This window comes from Sulfitobacter sp. 1A13368 (assembly GCF_043557275.1).
Lineage (GTDB): Bacteria > Pseudomonadota > Alphaproteobacteria > Rhodobacterales > Rhodobacteraceae > Sulfitobacter > Sulfitobacter faviae.
The window spans coordinates 95,387-112,281 of sequence record NZ_JBIFFR010000002.1 but is presented as its reverse complement, the minus strand read 5'-3'; the positions used below and the strand labels follow the sequence as shown (position 1 = coordinate 112,281).

The window sequence follows — 16,895 nt, the reverse complement described above, 5'->3', positions numbered from 1 at the left end:
CCCCCGGATGTACTTCTGACTAGGTGGCCTCAAGCTCACCATTGTCGATCTGCTCTTGCTCGATCGATTCAAAGAGCGCTTTGAAGTTGCCCTCACCGAAACCGTCGTCACCCTTGCGTTCGATGAACTCAAAGAAGATCGGCCCGATCACGGTTTTCGAGAAAATCTGCAACAGGATGCGCGTCTCGCCCCCGTCGACCACGCCTTCGCCGTCGATCAGGATGCCGTGTTTCTGCATGCGGTCCAGCGGCTCGTCGTGGCCGGTCACCCGCTCTTTCGACATCTTGTAATAGGTCTCGGGCGGGCCGGGCATGAACTTCAGCCCATTGTCGGCAATCGCATCGGTGGCGTCATAGATGTTGCGCGCGCCGACGGCGATATGCTGGATGCCCTCGCCGTTGTATTTCTTGAGATAGGCCACGATCTGGCCGGTCTCGCCCCGGTCTTCGTTGATCGGGATGCGGATGCGCCCGCAGGGCGAGGTCAGCGCGCGGCTAGTAAGCCCCGTATATTTGCCCTCAATGTCGAAGAAGCGGATTTCGCGGAAGTTGAACAGGTCGCCGTAGAACTTGAACCAGACGTCCATATTGCCCTTGTGGACGTTGTGCGTCAGGTGGTCGAGGTAGTAGAACCCCACGCCTTCGGGCTTGGAGGTGGCGATCCAGTCGTATTCCCAGTTATAGGGCGAGGTGTCGTAATACTGGTCGACGAAGTAGATCAGCGAGCCGCCGATGCCCATGATCGCGGGCACGTCGAGCACCTTGCCATCGCCTTTATACTCCTCGGCGCCATTCGCTACCGCGTGCTCCAGCGCCTTTTGCGCATCCACCACGCGCCAGCCCATCGAGGGGGCGCAGGGACCGTGCTCTTCGACAAAGCGCGCGGCAAAGCTCTCGGGGTCATGGTTCAGGACATAGGTGATGTCACCCTGCTGCCAAAGCTCGATCTTCTTGGTCTTGTGATTGGCGACATGGGCATAGCCCATTTTGGTGAAGACATCGCGCAGCGCCTGCGGGTCGGGGCTGGCAAATTCGACAAACTCGAAACCATCGGTGCCGGCGGGGTTCTCTGCCGTGATCTGCGATTTCGGGGCGTCATGCGGGAAAGGGCCCATGTCAGTCTCCTCTGCTTTGGGATTTGCCCCAGTCTACGCCGCAACCGCCGCGCGAATTGCGCGTATCACAGCATTCAACTGGTCAATTTCGCGGAAGTGACGCATAGTACATCCAAACCATGCGGAGATTGCGCATCATGCTCGATGAGATCGACAGGCGGCTGCTAACGGCGCTGCAAAAGAACGCCCACCTCACGGCGCAGGAGTTGGGGCAAGAGCTGAACCTCTCCCCCAGCCAAGCCGGGCGCAGGCGTCAGCGGTTGGAGGCGGAGGGCTACATTCGCGGCTATCACGCGCGGCTTGATCCGGTGCGCATGGGGCTGAACGTGCAGGGCTTCGTGCAGGTCCATCTGGGCACCCACGGGCCGGAACATTCGGCGAGCTTTGCCCGGCTCATGGCCACCCGTCCCGAGATTGTGAGCGCTTGGACGATGACGGGGGATGCGGACTACCTCCTGAGGGTCTATTGTGACGATCTGCCGAGCCTGAACAGGCTCATTCACGACGTTCTTCTGCCCCATCAGGCCGTGAGCCGGGTGCATAGCCAGATTGTCATGGATCAATTGAAACAGGACGGGCCGCTGCCCACCTGACGCTGAAAGAGGACCGCAATGGAAGGTTTCCTGTTCCAAGCCTCCGTCTATCTGGCCGCCGCGGTGATTGCCGTGCCCATCGCCGCGCGATTGGGGCTGGGGTCGGTGCTGGGCTATCTGGCGGCGGGCATTCTGATCGGGCCGGTGCTGGGCCTTGTCGGGTCCGAGACGAAAGACGTGCAGCATTTCGCGGAATTCGGCGTTGTGATGATGCTCTTCCTGATCGGGCTGGAGTTGGAGCCGCGCGCGCTCTGGGACATGCGCCACCGTCTGCTGGGCATGGGGGGCTTGCAGGTGCTGCTGTCGACCGCGGCGCTCATGGCCATCGCCATGGCTTACGACCAGCCGTGGCGCGTGGCGCTGGCAATCGGGCTAACACTGGCGCTGTCTTCGACGGCCATCGTGTTGCAAACCCTCTCGGAAAAGGGGCTGATGCGAACCCAAGGGGGGCGCTCCGTCTTCTCTGTCCTGCTGACGCAGGATATCGCGGTGATCCCCATCCTCGCCTTCCTGCCGTTGCTCGCCACGGGAATTCCGGGCGGGCTTCTGCCCGATGGGTCAATCTCGCTCGACCCTGAGGCGGTGGAGAATGCCCATCACGGGGCCGAGGGCAGCCACGCGGGCGACGTCGCCCATGCCGCGCAGACCTTCGTGCAGAGCCTGCCGGGCTGGGGCGTTACGCTGGTCACGATCGGAGCGGTCGCCGCGATCATCCTCGTGGGCATCTACCTGACCCGTCCGGTGTTCCGCTACATCCACCTTGCCAAGCTGCGCGAGATGTATACTGCGCTCGCGCTGCTGATCGTGATGGGGATTTCCTCGCTGATGACCGTGGTCGGCCTGTCGCCCGCGCTCGGCGCTTTTCTGGCGGGCGTGGTGCTGGCCAGCAGTGAGTTCCGCCATGAGTTGGAGACCGACCTCGAGCCCTTCAAGGGGCTGCTTCTGGGGCTGTTTTTCATCACCGTGGGGGCGGGCATCAACTTTGTTTTGCTGTTCGAAAAACCGCTGATCCTGATCTGCATGGCGCTGTTGGTCATCATCGTCAAAGCGCTGATCCTGATGGTGCTGGGCCGACTCTTCCGCCTCAAAGGCCGCGACGGTTGGCTTTTCACGCTGGCGCTGGCGCAGGCCGGGGAATTTGGCTTTGTGCTGGTCAGCTTTTCCCTCGCCACCGGCGTCATGCCCGACCCGATTGGCGAGACGCTTTTGCTGGTCGTGGCCCTAACCATGCTGATCACGCCGCTGCTTTTCATCCTGCACGACCTGATCAGCCGACGCCTTGACGACGGCGGCCCCGTCATCGCCGATGAGATCGACAGCAGCGGCCCGGTGATCATCGCGGGCGTCGGGCGCTTTGGCCAGATGGTGAACCGGATGGTCCAAGCCAGCGGTTTTCAAACCGTCGTGCTGGACCACAACCCCGAGACCATTGCCGTCATGCGGCGCTTTGGCTTCAAGGGGTTTCTGGGCGATCCGACGCGGCCCGACATCCTGCGCAAAGCGGGGCTGCAAGACGCCAGCGTCTTGGTGGTGGCCCTTGATGACCCAAAATCGGCGGTCTCTCTGATCTCCTACGCGCGCAAAGAGAACCCGAACCTGCATATCGTCAGCCGCGCGCGCGACCGCGAGGAGGTCTACCGCCACTATCAGGCCGGGTCGAATGACATCGTGCGCGAAATGTTCGACAGCTCGCTGCGCGCCGGGCGCTATGTGTTGGAAAACATGGGGCTTTCAGATTTCGAGGCGAATGAGGCACAAAAGCTTTTCTACGCCCATGACCGGGTCTCGGTCCGCGAATTGGCGGCGCTTTGGCGGCCCGATGTGCCGCCCTCGCAGAACGCCGCCTATGTGGCCCGCGCGAAGGAGTTGCAAAAGGATTTGGAGACCGCCTTTCTCAACCTTGGCGAGGACAAGGGCAAGGAAAGCGCCTGAACCGGGCAGCCCCCCTTTTTTTTTGGGGGGGGCCGCCCGCACCGCCCTATGCGTCGCTGACGCCCGCTTCGGCAAAAGTGGCCATACCCGCGTGACAGGCAAGCGCGGTCTTGAGGATGCCAATCGCCAAGCCCGCGCCTGAGCCCTCCCCCAGACGCAGGTTCAACTCCAGCAGCGGCTCCTTGTCCAACGCGCCCAAGAGCCGCCGGTGACCGCTTTCCGCGCTGAGATGCCCCGCGACGCAGTGATCCAGCGCGCCGGGTGCCGTGCGCGCGAGGCTGAGCGCGGCGGCACAGCAGATGAAACCGTCGAGGATCACCGGGATGCGCAAGGCCCGCGCCCGCGCCAGTGCTCCGGCCATCGCGGCCAATTCCCGCCCCCCGAGGCGGCGCAGCTGCTCTAGCCCATCGCCCTTGTCCGCATGCAGGGCGACACCCTCGGCCACGACCTCGGTCTTCAGTGACAGGCCCGCGTCATCCACCCCGGTGCCGCGCCCGGTCCAGAACTCCGCCCCGCCGCCCAAAAGCGCCGTGGCAAGTGCCGCCGCCGAGGTGGTGTTGGCGATGCCCATCTCACCCACGACAAGCAGATCGGCCTCGGGATTCACCGCCTCCCAGCCCGCCCGGAGCGCCTCGACGAATTCGTCTTCCGCCATCGCGGGCGCGACCGTGAAATCCTCGGTGGGCCTGTCCAAGGACAGCGGCACCACGTCGAGGCTCGCGCCATTGACCCGCGCGATCTGATTGATCGCCGCCCCGCCGTGCTGAAAATTCGCCACCATCTGCGCGGTCACCTCTGCCGGGAAGGCCGAGACGCCCCGCGCGGCGACCCCGTGGTTGCCTGCAAACACGATGATCTGGGGCGCGGCGATCTCGGCCCGCGCCCCGCCGCGCCAGCCGCGATACCAGACCGCGAGGTCTTCCAACCGGCCAAGCGCGCCGGGGGGTTTGGTCAGCATGGCGTCATGGGCCCGCGCCTCTGCCATCGCCGCGTCGTCGCAGGCGGGCATCGCACGCAGCAGGCTGCGAAATTCGGTAAGACTGGCGAAAGACGTGTTCATATACGGCCCTTTGCGGATTGATATTCAATCGTTTCTAGCCTTAGCCTGTCGGCGCTGAAAGTGCCGAAGGGGCGAAATAATGGCCATTCCCGACATCACCGCCCTGAGGCAGGTCTTCCGGCTCCGCGACATCGCCGTGGCCTTTGCATTGCTGACCCGCCTGCCCCTGCCACATTTCCATTTCCCGACCGAGCCGCACCGCCCCCCGGCCCACAGCGCTTGGGCCTATCCGCTGGTCGGGATTGTGTTGGCGCTGATTGCCGGGACCGTTGGTGTGGCGCTGACGCGCCTAGGCGCGACGCCGCCGCTGGTGGCCGCCTTCGTGGTGCTGACGCTGGTGATGCTGAGCGGGGCGATGCATGAGGATGGCCTTGCCGATTGCGCCGATGGGTTCTGGGGCGGCTGGACCCGCGAAAAGCGCCTGAAAATCATGAAAGACAGCGTGATCGGCACCTATGGCGTCGTGGCGCTGGTGCTGTCGCTTTTGCTGCGTTGGTATCTCATCAGCGAATTGATCACGGATGAGGCGCTGATTTGGGCGCTGGTCGTCGCCTCCTGCGCATCGCGGGCGGCAATGGTCTGGGTGATGGACAGCCTGCCCACCGCCCGCCGCGACGGGCTGTCTGACCGTACGGGCCGCCCCGGTGAATTGGCGACGGCGGTGGCGGTGCTGATCGGCGTGGGGGTGATCGTGATGGCACCGGACTATTCGGCGTGGCGTTTAGCGCTGTTGGGGCTTCTGGCCGCGCTGGTGGTCCGTCAAATCGCCAAGCGCAAGATCGGCGGACAGACCGGAGATGTCTTAGGCGCCACCCAGCAGGTAACCGAAATTGCCCTGCTAACTGGCTGTCAGATGATGGCCTATGGCTGGCAGGCTATTCCATAAAAATAACCACGCCCCCGGAAGGGACGCGGCCTTTTCTTAAATTCTGCGGCCTTTAGGCGGCGACGCGGCTTTCCAGCACATCGCCGACCTGTTTCGCAGCGGCGAGTTCGTCGCCGCCCGATACAGCGGCCACTTCGCGGGTCAGGCGCTCAAGTGCTGCTTCGTAAAGCTGACGCTCGGAATAACTCTGCTCGCGCTGGTCGTCGGTGCGGTGCAGGTCGCGCACGACCTCGGCAATGGCAATCAGATCGCCGGAGTTGATCTTTTGCTCATACTCCTGCGCGCGGCGGGACCACATGGCGCGCTTGACCTTGGCCTTGCCCTTGAGCGTCTTCATCGCGTGGTTGATCACATCGGGTGTCGACAGGGCGCGCATGCCGATTTCGGTCGCCTTATGGGTCGGCACCCGCAGGGTCATCTTGTCTTTTTCAAAGGAAATTACGAAGAGCTCCAGCGCGATGCCGGCAACTTCCTGCTCCTCAATCGAGACGATCTGCCCGACGCCATGCGCAGGGTAGACGACGAATTCATTAGGGCGGAAATCAAGCTTTTTCGATTTGGTCATATAGATCGCTCCTTGGCGCGCGGGGGAAGCCCCGCCATTAACTCAGACACCTGAACAGCACGTAAAACGCATGCGAAGCGCAGCCTGAGCGGTCTGCGTTCGGGTGCGTTTGAGTTAGAAATGTGAGGTCAACCTTGGCAGCAGGGTCGAAACATTATCAGGCTCGTGTGTTACAGCTTGAAGACACTATAGCACAGAATCACGCCTTTCGGAAGCGCCCCCAAGCCAGCCTCGGCGGTTTCCCGGTCAATTCAGCGGCTTAACACGCAGAGTTGAGGTCACAGAGACGTCACAGGACGCGAATCGCCGTGCCTTAGCCGCCCTCGCCCGGTTTTTCCGAGAAGAGCTCCATCTTGCCCTCTTTGCCATCCATCTCTTCCGCTTCAGGCAGCGGGTCTTTCTTGGTGATGATGACGGGCCAAAGTTCGGAATACTTGCGGTTGAACTCCACCCATTTTTCCATGTCCGGTTCGGTGTCCGGGCGGATCGCATCAGCGGGGCACTCAGGCTCGCAAACGCCGCAATCGATGCATTCGTCAGGGTGGATCACCAGCATGTTCTCGCCTTCATAGAAGCAGTCCACCGGGCACACTTCGACGCAGTCGGTGTATTTGCAAGCGATGCAGGCGTCATTCACGATATAGGTCATGCGGAAACTCTGGCTGGATGTGTGAGAGACTAGCTAAACCGGGGCGAGGGATCATTCAAGGTGGCGCGCCTTAGAAAGATCAAGCTGCCTGCGGTCGCGCTTGGTCGGGCGGCCCTTTCCCTCAAAACCGGGATTTTCGGGCTGTCTGTCCTTTGATTTTGGCTGCGGCGGGGACAGATCGGTGTAAAGCGCCTGCGCCTCGGGGGCCGGGCCGCGGCGATGGCCGATCGCCTCGATGCGGATCACCCGCACATGATCGCCCTGCGTAAAGGTCAGAACATCGCCGGGGCCGACGTTACTGGCGCGTTTCTGGGTGGGGGTGCCGTTGATCCGAACGGCGCCGCCCGCCACCTGCGCGGCAGCGAGCGAACGGGTTTTGAAAAAGCGGGCGTGCCACAGCCATTTGTCCAGCCGCAGTTTCGCGCCCGCCTCCACTTACTTGTCGTCCTTCAGCCCCATCAACGCGGCGGCAAAGGGGTTGTCAGGGTCGATCTGCTTTTCCTTACGCGGAGGACGGGCAGAGAAGTTCTGCGACTTACCGCCCTTGTCCCCGCCGGGCTTGCGCCCTTTGCCTTTGGCAGGCTTGCCACGCGGCTTGCCTTGCCCTTGATTGCGGTCCCCGCCGCGACGGTTGCCACCGCCATTGCCGCGCGGGCTGCGGGCCCATGTGAAGATGTAATAGGTCTCCATCTCCGGCCCGGCGACATCGGCATCGGGCGCGGTGCCCTGCGGGATTTCTTCCGCTGGTACTTCGGGGATGTTGGTGTCGACCTCGGGGTCTTCCGATGCCACGTCCGCGATAGGTGCGATGCCGTCGTCGGGCATCTGCGCCACATCTGCGGGGCGGTCGTCGGGGTTGGACTCATCTGAAGGAGTCTCGATGATACCGCCCGCAGGTTCCTCGGCAGCGACATCCATGATCGGCTTGTCCGCCGCATCGTCACCGGGAAGATCGCTGTCGAGTTTCTCGGGCACTACGGTATCGGCGGAAGGGTCCATCGCGTCATGGCTGCCGTCTTTGGGCATCACCACATCAACGGGTTTCACCTTAGTCCGCTCATCCTTCTCGGCCTTATAGCCAAGGCCCTCCATCAGGTCGGCGAATTGCTCAAGCGTCATGCCGGTGATCGACAGCATGTCAGGCTTGGCCTCGAACCCACCGCGCGAATCTTCGGCCCGCAGCATATCGGCGAGACGTTCCAGCATGTCGATGCGGATCGCGCGTTTGCCGGCGTTGCGGTAGCCCGACATGGTGTCGGCCCCGGCGGGCGCTTCGGCTTCGACCGGAATGGTCACCAGACCGGGCGGGGGGGATTCTGGGAATTCGTTCAGCCCTTTGGCCAGCGACCAGAGCACCAGACGCAGACGTGTCGGCGCGGGTTTGAGCATCAGCGGCATGAAGATGGTGAACTGGCCAAAACGAATGCCATGTTTGCGCAGCGCACCGCGGGCGTCTTGATCCAGCGCCTTCACATCCTCGGCGACTTGGGCGCGGGGCAGAATGCCGAAATTCTCAACCAGTTGGAAAGCAAAGCCACGGGCCAGACCGGTCAACGTGTCATCCTTGCTCAGCCCCAGCAGCGGCTCGAACAGGGCCGCGACCTTGCGGTCGATGAAGTGCTGGAGGCGGCGTTTTACCTTCTCGGCCACTTCAGGCCCGGCGATATCGTCGACAAAGACTTCGACCTGCGGCTTCAGCGCATCGCTGCCAGCGGTCAGTTTGCCCACCGCAGCGCTGCCCCACATGAGGCCGCCCTGTTCGGTGAAATCAATCTCGGTGTCCGGGGCGTTGTAGAACCGGTCGGCGCGCAGATGGAACTGCGGAGCCAAGGCCTGCAATGCGGCGGTTTTCACCGTTTTGTCTTCAGCCGCACCCGCGCCCTTGTCCACCCGAAAGCGGAACCCGTCCAGCTTGCCTACAAATTCACCTTCGACGGTGACTTCACCGGTCTCGTTTACATCGGCCACCATGGCTTCCTTCTGTCCAAGCCGGCGCAGCAATACACTCGTGCGCCGATCTACAAATCTTTGAGTCAAACGCTCGTGCAGAGCGTCCGACAAGCGGTCTTCTACGACACGCGTCGTGTCGCGCCAATGGCTTTCGTCCTTTGTCCAGCCCTTGCGCTGCGCAACGTAGGTCCATGTGCGAATAAACGCGAGTCGTTTGGACAACGCATCAATGTCGCCATCGGTTCGATCAATTCTCTTGATTTGTCGGGCAAGCCAATCATCGGGGATATATCCGCGCTGGTGCAGATCGTTGAAAATGGTCTCCAAGAGCCCCGCATGTTCCGCATGGCTGATGCCACGGAAGTCGGGAATCCGGCAGACATCCCACAGGAGCCGCACCGAAGCACCATCCGTGGCCCGGGCAAAAACCTCATCCACCTGCGCCAGCGCCTTGAGCGCGCGCAGATCGTCGGATTCCCGCGCCCTGACCAGCCGCTCGTCTTCGGGCGGCATTTCCAAGGTCTTGATCAGGCGATCAATGCTGCCGAATTGCAAAGCGTGGTTGCGCCAGTTGATCTTGTTCTGCGGGGTAAAGTTGTGATCCATAATCGCGCGGGCAACGTGTTCGTCCAGCGCAGGCGCGTCCCCGGTGGTGCCAAAAGTCCCGGATTTGAACCCGCGCCCTGCCCGGCCTGCGATCTGTGCCAGTTCATTCGGGGCCAAGGGCCGCATCCGCCGCCCGTCAAACTTACTGAGCGCCGAGAAGGCCACGTGATCGACGTCAAGGTTCAACCCCATGCCGATGGCATCGGTGGCAACCAGATAGTCGACCTCTCCGTTCTGATACATCGCCACCTGCGCATTGCGCGTGCGCGGAGAGAGTGCGCCCATCACCACCGCCGCACCGCCCTTCTGGCGGCGGATCAGCTCGGCGATGGCATATACATTCTCAACAGAAAAGCCGACGATTGCGCTGCGGGGTTTCATCCGGCTTATCTTTTTCTGACCTGCATAGATCAATTCGCTCATCCGGTCGCGGCGCATGAAATCGACCCCCGGCACCAGCGCCGCGATGGTGCCGCGCATGGTGTCGGCCCCCATGAACAGCGTCTCATGCAGGCCCCGCGCGCGCAGCAGACGGTCGGTAAAGACATGGCCACGCTCGGGATCGGCGCAAAGCTGGATCTCGTCGATGGCCACGAAATCCGCACCCATCTCCTGCGGCATCGCCTCGACAGTGCACACCCAATACTGCGTGCGCGGCGGCACGATCCGCTCTTCGCCCGTGACCAGCGCCACCACCGAGGGGCCGCGCGCCTTGACGATCCGGTCATAGACCTCACGCGCCAAAAGCCGCAGCGGCAGGCCGATCACCCCGGTCCGATGGGCCAGCATCCGTTCGATTGCATAGGTCGTCTTGCCGGTATTTGTCGGGCCGAGAACGGCCACGACGCGCTTGTTGCCTGCCACCTGTCTATCCTTGAATTAAAGCTCGCGCCCGATGCCGTCCCGGCGCAGCCCTTCAAGGGCCGCGCGGGCGTCTTCGTGATGCGGGTTGAGGGCGAGCGTCTTGCGGTAAAGTGCGGCCGCGCTGCCCAAATCTCCGAACTCCTGTATCATCACGGCAAGGCCGAAGATCGCGTTGTAGTTGTCGGGGTTCAGCGCCAGCGTCCGCTCTAGATCATCCAGCGCGGGGCCATAGAGGTCGGCCCCGTAATAGGCCTGCGCCCGGGCATGGAACCCTTCGGCGAAACCGGGGGCGTGATCGGTCAGCGCGGTTAAATGCTCGATCGCCAGACGTGCATCGCCATCCGCCATGGCCTCCCGCCCCCGCGTCAGCAGCAAATCCATCGCAGCCGAACCGGAGCGTTGCCAATGCGCCTCGATCTCATGGGCGATTCTGGGGGCCTCCTCCGCTGGAGCCTCGCGCAGCTTTTGCATCAGCTCGGGCGGGGCCTTCTCGGCCACGGCCATGCCCGCAAGCAACACAAAGCTACCAACTGCCGCAACGGTATGTTTGAGGTTGACGGGTATGATGCGCATAACAAAACTGAATGTAACAGGCTGCCGCCGCAATTCCAGACGTAGCGGGGCCAAATGCCAAAAAAGGGCGAGCGATGAGCGATATTGTGAACGAAGCGGTAGTGGTGCTGAACGAAAAGCTGGCCGGCAGCGATTTTGACGGCACGGCCAAGTTCGACATCGAAGGTGAAGGCACCGTGATGATGGACGAAAACGGCGCGCGCGCGGCGGACGAAGAGGCCGACGTGACGCTGAGCGCGGATGCCGAAACCTTCCAGTCCATCCTCGAAGGCGACACCAACCCCACATCCGCATTCATGACCGGCAAGCTCAAGATCGACGGCGACATGGGCATGGCGATGAAGCTCGCCGCTGTTCTCGGCTGATGCATCTGGACCCGGCCCCGCTCTACACCGATATCGCCCCCGGCCCCGATGGGGGCCAAGCCCATTGGGCCGAGACATCGGATGGCAAGCGGATCAGGCTGGGTCATTGGCCCTGCGCAGGCGCGCGGGGCACGGTGCTGCTCTTCCCGGGGCGGACCGAATATATCGAAAAATACGGGCTTTGCGCCGCCGATTTTGCGCGGCGCAGCCTTGCCACCATGGCGATCGACTGGCGCGGTCAGGGACTGTCGGACCGGCTTTTACCGGACGCGCGCGTCGGCCATGTGGATGTTTTCAGCGACTATCAGAAAGACGTCGCCGCCATGCTGCGCGCCGCGCGCAGCCTGAACCTGCCGCGCCCCTATTTCCTGCTGGCCCACTCCATGGGGGGCTGCATCGGCCTGCGTGCTGTGATGGAAGGGCTGCCGGTGCAGGCCGTCGCTTTCACCGGCCCTATGTGGGGCATCTATGTCGTCCCGCATCTGCGCGTGCTGGCGTGGTCCTTGGCGCAGTTCATGCCCCGGGTCGGACAGGGCCACCGCCTGCCCCCTGGCACCAAGATCGAAGCCTATCCCGCCATCGCCCCTTTCGAAGGCAACCTGCTGACCACCGATCCGCAGATGTACGCGATGATGCGCGATCAACTGGCCGCCCACCCGGAGCTGAGCCTCGGCGGCCCCAGCTTCGTCTGGCTGCGCGAGGCGCTGGCCGAGACGAAACACCTCGCCGGACGCTCGGCGCCCAACATTCCCTGCGTCACCTACCTTGGCAGCAACGAGCGTATCGTCGCCACCGACCGCGTCCACAAGCGCATGGCGCAGTGGAAAGGCGGGCGGCTTGAGATCGTACCGGGCGGCGAGCATGAGGTGTTGTTGGAGAGGCCCGAGTTGCGCAAGCCAATCTTCGACGGGCTGGAAAAGCTCTATCTGGGCAATATCACCGGTTAACGCCGCGCCTTAACCCCGCGCCCGCGTCATTTTCCTGTGCAATCGGCCCGCGCCGCCTAGATTGCTTTGGATGACACGCGAACCCGTCCTCAGCTTCACCGAAAACGGCATCTACTGCGCCGCCGGTGACTTCTACATCGACCCCTGGCGCCCCGTCGCCCGGGCGCTGATCACCCATGGCCACGCCGACCACGCCCGCGACGGGATGGGCAGCTATCTGGCGACCCATGCTGCGCTCCCCGTAATGCGCCACCGGTTGGGCGAGATCGCCATTGAGGGCATCGCCTATGGCGAGACGCGCCAGATCGGCGGAGCCACGGTCTCCTTCCACCCCGCGGGCCATGTCCCCGGCAGCGCGCAGATCCGCATCGAGGTCGCGGGCGAGGTCTGGGTCGCTTCGGGCGATTACAAGGTGATCGACGATGGCATGTCCGAGGCTTTCGAGCCGGTCCGCTGCCACCATTTCATTACTGAGAGCACCTTTGGCCTGCCGGTCTTCCGTTGGGCGCCACAGGCCGAGGTAGCAGCCCAGATCAACGACTGGTGGGCGGGCTGCAAGGCGGCGGGCAAGACCGCTTTCCTCGGTGCCTATTCACTGGGCAAGGCACAGAGGCTTCTGTCGATGCTCGACCCCGAGATCGGGCCGATCCTGACCCACACGGCGGTGGAGAACACCAATGAGGTGCTGCGCGGCCAAGGCATTGCGCTAACCGAGACCACGCTGGTCACGCCCGAGCTTAACCCCAAGGAACATCCCGGCGCGCTGGTGCTGGCCCCGCCCTCCGCGCTCGGCAGCCAATGGGCGCGGCGGTTCGGCGCGCAGGAGAGCGCCTTCGCCTCGGGCTGGATGGCGCTGCGCGGGGTGCGCAGGCGGCGCGCGGGGGACCGAGGCTTTGTCATCTCGGACCATGCGGATTGGCATGGGCTGCTCTGGGCGATCCGGGAGACCGGGGCGGAAAACATATATGTTACGCATGGTTACACGGATACCTTCACGCGATACTTGAACGATCAGGGCTGGAACGCCGAAGTCGTGCCGACCCAATTCGAGGGCGACGGGGGCGACAGCGAATGAAGGATTTTGCCACCCTCTTCAACGCCGTCGACCAGACCACCAAGACCACGGTGAAAGTGGCCGCACTGGCCGAGTATTTCACCAGCGCCGCCGAAGATGACCGCCTCTGGACCGTCGCGCTTTTCTCAGGCCGCCGCCCGAAACGCGCCGTGACCACGACCCGCCTGCGCGAATGGGCTTCCGAGGCTTCCGGCGTGCCGCTGTGGCTCTTCGAGGACAGCTATGCCATCGTCGGCGATCTGGCCGAGACCATCGCGCTGGTCCTGCCACCGGTCGAAAGCGAGGACACCGGCACGCTCACCTCGTGGATCAACGCCCTGCGCGGGTTGAAGGATCTCGACGACACGGCGCGCAAGGAATTCGTGCTTTCGGCGTGGCAGCAACTCGGCGGCACCGAGCGGTTTCTCTTCAACAAGCTCATCACCGGCGGCTTTCGCATTGGCATCAGCCAGAAGCTGATGACCCGCGCCCTTTCGCGCGCCACCGGCCGACCCGAAGCGGAGATGGCGCACCGCCTGATGGGCAACTGGCACCCCGACGACGTCACATGGCACAGCCTGATCGAGGCCGAGGATGCCAGCGCCGACGCCTCGCGCCCCTATCCCTTCTACCTCGCCTATGCGCTGGACGACGGGCCAGAAGCCTTGGGCGACCCGACCGACTGGCGGGCGGAGTGGAAATGGGACGGCATTCGCGGCCAGTTGATCCTGCGCGACGGGGATTACTTCGTCTGGTCGCGCGGCGAAGAGTTGATGACCGACCGTTTCCCCGAACTCGCCCGTGCCGCCGACCACCTGCCCCCCGGCACGGTGCTGGATGGCGAATTGCTGGTCTGGCAGCCGGGGGCGGAGTTCCCGTCTTCCTTCAACGCTCTGCAAGCGCGGATCGGGCGCAAGACGGTCCCCAAGAAGCTGCTCAAGGACGCGCCGGTGGTGCTGCACGCCTATGACCTGCTGGAATGGCAGGGCGAGGACATCCGCCACCGCCCCTTTGCCGAACGCCGCGCGCTTTTGGAAGAAGCCGCCGCCGATCTTCCCGCCGACGCGCCCGTACGTCTTTCTCCACAGCACCAATTCACTGATTGGGCCGAATTGGCCACCCTGCGCGAAACGGCGCGCGAGGCGCAGGCCGAGGGGCTGATGCTGAAACGCGCGGACAGCCCCTATCTTTCGGGCCGCAAGAAGGGCGACTGGTGGAAATGGAAGCTCGACCCGCTGACCATCGACGCGGTGATGATCTACGCGCAATCGGGCTCGGGCCGCCGCGCGAACCTCTTTACCGATTTCACCTTCGCGGTCTGGAACGGCAACGATCTGGTGCCCTTCACCAAGGCCTACTCCGGCCTCACCGATGCCGAGTTCCGCCAGATCACCGCATGGGTGCGCAAGAACACGCAGCAGCGCTTCGGCCCCGTGCGGCAGGTTACGCCGCACCATGTTTTCGAGATCGCCTTCGAGGGCATCCAGCCCAGCCCGCGCCACAAATCCGGCGTCGCCCTGCGCTTTCCGCGGATGCTGCGCTGGCGCAAGGACAAGCCGCTGCAAGAGGCCAACACCCTCGACGATCTGAAAGAAATGCTGCGCATCTACGGATAGGTTGTTCCGGCCCGCTCGGAGGCATAGATGTGACGAAACGCAAATGAGGTACACCGATGTTTCAGCTTCCCTTCCCGCTTCACGATGCCGACGCCAGCGCCGGGGGCAAAGACCTTGGCGATCTGCCGGAATGGGATCTGAGCGATCTCTATACCAGTGAGGACGCGCCCGAATTGAAACGCGACCTCGACTGGCTGGAGGAAGCCTGCGCCAGCTTCGCCGCCGATTACGAAGGCAATCTGGTCGCGCTCGATGCCAAGGGTCTGCTCGACTGCGTGCTGCGCAACGAGAAAATCAATCAGGTCGCCGGGCGCATCATGTCCTTCGCCGGCCTGCGCTACTACCAGCAGACCACCGACGCGGGCCGGGCCAAGTTTATGTCCGACATGCAGGAGAAAATCACCGATTACACCACGCCGTTGGTCTTCTTCACGCTGGAGCTTAACAAGCTGCCCGACGATCACCTCGCCAAATTGCTGGACGAGAACCCCGATCTTGCGCGCTACAAGCCCGTCTTCAACCGCATCCGCGCGATGAAGCCCTACCAACTGTCGGACGAGATGGAGAAGTTCCTGCATGACCTCGGCGTCGTCGGCGACGCATGGGAGCGGATGTTCGACGAAACCATCGCCGGGCTGGAGTTCGATGTCGACGGTGAGACGCTGAACATCGAAGGCACGCTGAACCTGCTGACCGACCCCGACCGCGCCAAACGCGAGGCCGGTGCGCGGGAACTGGCCAATGTGCTGGGCCGCAACATCCGCACCTTTGCCCGCGTGCACAACACACAGGTGAAGGAGAAAGAGGTGATCGACCGCTGGCGCGGCATGGAGACGCCGCAGACGGGCCGTCACCTCAGCAATCACGTGGAGCCGGAGGTCGTCGAGGCCCTGCGCAACGCCGTGGTCGAAGCCTATCCGAAGCTGAGCCACCGCTATTATGAGCTCAAGCGCAAATGGCTGGGCCTTGATGTGATGCAGGTCTGGGACCGCAACGCGCCGCTGCCGATGGAAGACCCCAAGGTCGTCGACTGGGCGCAGGCCGAAGCGACCGTGATGGAGGCCTACAACGCCTTCGATCCGCGTATGGGCGAACTGGCCAAGCCGTTCTTCACCAAGGGCTGGATCGACGCGGGCGTGAAACCCGGCAAGGCGCCCGGGGCCTTCGCGCATCCCACCGTGACAGACGTGCACCCCTACGTGATGCTGAACTACCTCGGCAAACCGCGCGACGTGATGACACTGGCGCATGAGCTGGGCCACGGCGTGCACCAAGTGCTGGCCGCCGATCAGGGCGAAATGCTCTCCTCCACCCCGCTGACATTGGCCGAGACCGCCTCAGTCTTCGGCGAGATGCTGACCTTCCGCAAGATGCTCGACAAGGCGCAGACCCAGGCCGAGCGCAAGGTGCTGCTGGCGGGCAAGGTCGAGGATATGATCAACACGGTCGTGCGCCAGATCGCCTTTTATGACTTCGAGTGCAAACTGCACGAGGCGCGCCGCGGCGGGGAGCTGACACCCGACGACATCAACGCGCTGTGGATGAGCGTTCAGGCCGAAAGCCTCGGGCCGGCCTTCGAGTATATGGAGGGCTACGAGACCTTCTGGGCCTATATCCCGCATTTCGTGCATTCGCCCTTCTACGTCTATGCCTATGCCTTTGGCGACGGTCTGGTGAACGCGCTCTACGCCGTCTACGCGGAAGGTGAAAAGGGCTTTGAAGAGAAGTATTTCGACATGTTGAAAGCGGGCGGATCGAAGCACCACAAAGAACTGCTCGCCCCCTTTGGCCTTGATGCCAGCGACCCGGCTTTCTGGGACAAGGGCCTGTCGATGATCTCTGACATGATCGATGAATTGGAAGCGATGGAGGACTGATGTCCCGCGCCGAGCGCATGAAAGAAAGGTTCGCACCCTTCTTTGTCTGGATTCAACGGCGGGTGCCGCCCGGATTTAGATTTGCGCTCGGCCTGCTGCTCATCTGTGGCGGCATCCTCGGGTTCTTGCCGATCCTCGGCTTCTGGATGCTGCCGCTTGGCCTCATGGTGGCGGCGATGGATGTGCGGCTATTTCGGCGCTGGCGCTCCCTTCGCCGCAGACGGCGGGCAGAACGGCCTTGAGG

At 63.2% G+C, this 16,895-nt stretch carries 16 protein-coding genes; 9 read left to right on the top strand and 7 right to left on the bottom strand.

Going from position 1 to position 16,895, the window contains the following annotated elements; translation table 11 throughout:
* Window positions 1–19: 19 nt before the first annotated feature.
* On the bottom strand, window positions 20–1,114 hold the full coding sequence (gene hppD / locus ACGYK4_RS04100) for a 4-hydroxyphenylpyruvate dioxygenase (protein ID WP_394455226.1): 1,095 nt from the start codon (window positions 1,112–1,114) through the stop codon (window positions 20–22).
* Window positions 1,115–1,251: 137 nt separating this feature from the next.
* Here hppD and ACGYK4_RS04095 point away from each other — a divergent pair, with 137 nt between their 5' ends.
* Both ACGYK4_RS04095 and ACGYK4_RS04090 read left to right on the top strand, forming a co-directional pair.
* Window positions 1,252–1,707, top strand: coding sequence for an Lrp/AsnC family transcriptional regulator (locus tag ACGYK4_RS04095; RefSeq protein ID WP_271689612.1), 456 nt, complete (start codon window positions 1,252–1,254; stop codon window positions 1,705–1,707).
* Between the two features lie 18 nt (window positions 1,708–1,725).
* Window positions 1,726–3,639 carry a monovalent cation:proton antiporter-2 (CPA2) family protein gene (locus tag ACGYK4_RS04090; RefSeq protein WP_394455224.1) on the top strand — a complete coding sequence of 638 codons (1,914 nt, stop codon included), beginning with the start codon at window positions 1,726–1,728 and terminating at the stop codon, window positions 3,637–3,639.
* A gap of 46 nt (window positions 3,640–3,685) precedes the next feature.
* Here ACGYK4_RS04090 and cobT read toward each other — a convergent pair whose 3' ends face one another.
* The gene (gene cobT / locus ACGYK4_RS04085) at window positions 3,686–4,699 is read right to left on the bottom strand and encodes a nicotinate-nucleotide--dimethylbenzimidazole phosphoribosyltransferase (protein ID WP_394434197.1); all 1,014 of its coding nucleotides are present in this window, start codon (window positions 4,697–4,699) and stop codon (window positions 3,686–3,688) included.
* 79 nt (window positions 4,700–4,778) lie between these two features.
* On the opposite strand from cobT, the gene cobS reads away from it, so the two are divergent.
* The gene (gene cobS, locus ACGYK4_RS04080) at window positions 4,779–5,585 is read left to right on the top strand and encodes an adenosylcobinamide-GDP ribazoletransferase (protein WP_394455222.1); all 807 of its coding nucleotides are present in this window, start codon (window positions 4,779–4,781) and stop codon (window positions 5,583–5,585) included.
* A 52-nt stretch (window positions 5,586–5,637) separates the two neighbouring features.
* On the opposite strand, the gene ACGYK4_RS04075 is transcribed toward cobS, so the two are convergent.
* The 5 genes from ACGYK4_RS04075 to ACGYK4_RS04055 form a co-directional block, all read right to left on the bottom strand.
* A complete protein-coding gene (locus ACGYK4_RS04075) occupies window positions 5,638–6,150 on the bottom strand; it encodes a CarD family transcriptional regulator (RefSeq protein WP_007120274.1) in 513 nt (170 codons plus the stop codon).
* Between the two features lie 313 nt (window positions 6,151–6,463).
* Complete coding sequence (gene fdxA / locus ACGYK4_RS04070; protein WP_067262482.1) at window positions 6,464–6,799, bottom strand: ferredoxin FdxA; 336 nt, start codon at window positions 6,797–6,799, stop codon at window positions 6,464–6,466.
* 51 nt (window positions 6,800–6,850) lie between these two features.
* Window positions 6,851–7,234 (bottom strand): RNA-binding S4 domain-containing protein, encoded by a 384-nt coding sequence (locus tag ACGYK4_RS04065; protein WP_394455220.1) that lies wholly within the window; start codon window positions 7,232–7,234, stop codon window positions 6,851–6,853.
* A complete protein-coding gene (locus tag ACGYK4_RS04060) occupies window positions 7,235–10,219 on the bottom strand; it encodes a helicase-related protein (RefSeq protein ID WP_394455218.1) in 2,985 nt (994 codons plus the stop codon). It abuts the gene before it with no gap.
* A gap of 15 nt (window positions 10,220–10,234) precedes the next feature.
* On the bottom strand, window positions 10,235–10,792 hold the full coding sequence (locus ACGYK4_RS04055; protein ID WP_394455217.1) for a hypothetical protein: 558 nt from the start codon (window positions 10,790–10,792) through the stop codon (window positions 10,235–10,237).
* A gap of 74 nt (window positions 10,793–10,866) precedes the next feature.
* Here ACGYK4_RS04055 and ACGYK4_RS04050 point away from each other — a divergent pair, with 74 nt between their 5' ends.
* The 6 genes from ACGYK4_RS04050 (at window position 10,867) to ACGYK4_RS04025 (ending at window position 16,893) form a co-directional block, all read left to right on the top strand.
* Window positions 10,867–11,157, top strand: coding sequence for an SCP2 sterol-binding domain-containing protein (locus ACGYK4_RS04050; RefSeq protein WP_067262473.1), 291 nt, complete (start codon window positions 10,867–10,869; stop codon window positions 11,155–11,157).
* Complete coding sequence (locus ACGYK4_RS04045) at window positions 11,157–12,104, top strand: alpha/beta fold hydrolase (protein WP_394455215.1); 948 nt, start codon at window positions 11,157–11,159, stop codon at window positions 12,102–12,104. Before ACGYK4_RS04050 ends, ACGYK4_RS04045 begins: the two co-directional genes overlap by 1 nt.
* A 70-nt stretch (window positions 12,105–12,174) precedes the next feature.
* On the top strand, window positions 12,175–13,179 hold the full coding sequence (locus tag ACGYK4_RS04040) for a ligase-associated DNA damage response exonuclease (protein ID WP_394434184.1): 1,005 nt from the start codon (window positions 12,175–12,177) through the stop codon (window positions 13,177–13,179).
* Window positions 13,176–14,774, top strand: coding sequence for an ATP-dependent DNA ligase (locus ACGYK4_RS04035; protein WP_394455213.1), 1,599 nt, complete (start codon window positions 13,176–13,178; stop codon window positions 14,772–14,774). The genes ACGYK4_RS04040 and ACGYK4_RS04035 overlap by 4 nt, the downstream gene beginning before the upstream one ends.
* A gap of 56 nt (window positions 14,775–14,830) precedes the next feature.
* Entirely contained in the window at window positions 14,831–16,651 is a 1,821-nt protein-coding gene (locus tag ACGYK4_RS04030; RefSeq protein WP_394433444.1) for a M3 family oligoendopeptidase, read from the top strand.
* Window positions 16,651–16,893 carry a hypothetical protein gene (locus ACGYK4_RS04025; protein WP_067262457.1) on the top strand — a complete coding sequence of 81 codons (243 nt, stop codon included), beginning with the start codon at window positions 16,651–16,653 and terminating at the stop codon, window positions 16,891–16,893. The genes ACGYK4_RS04030 and ACGYK4_RS04025 overlap by 1 nt, the downstream gene beginning before the upstream one ends.
* The last annotated feature ends 2 nt before the right edge of the window (window positions 16,894–16,895 follow it).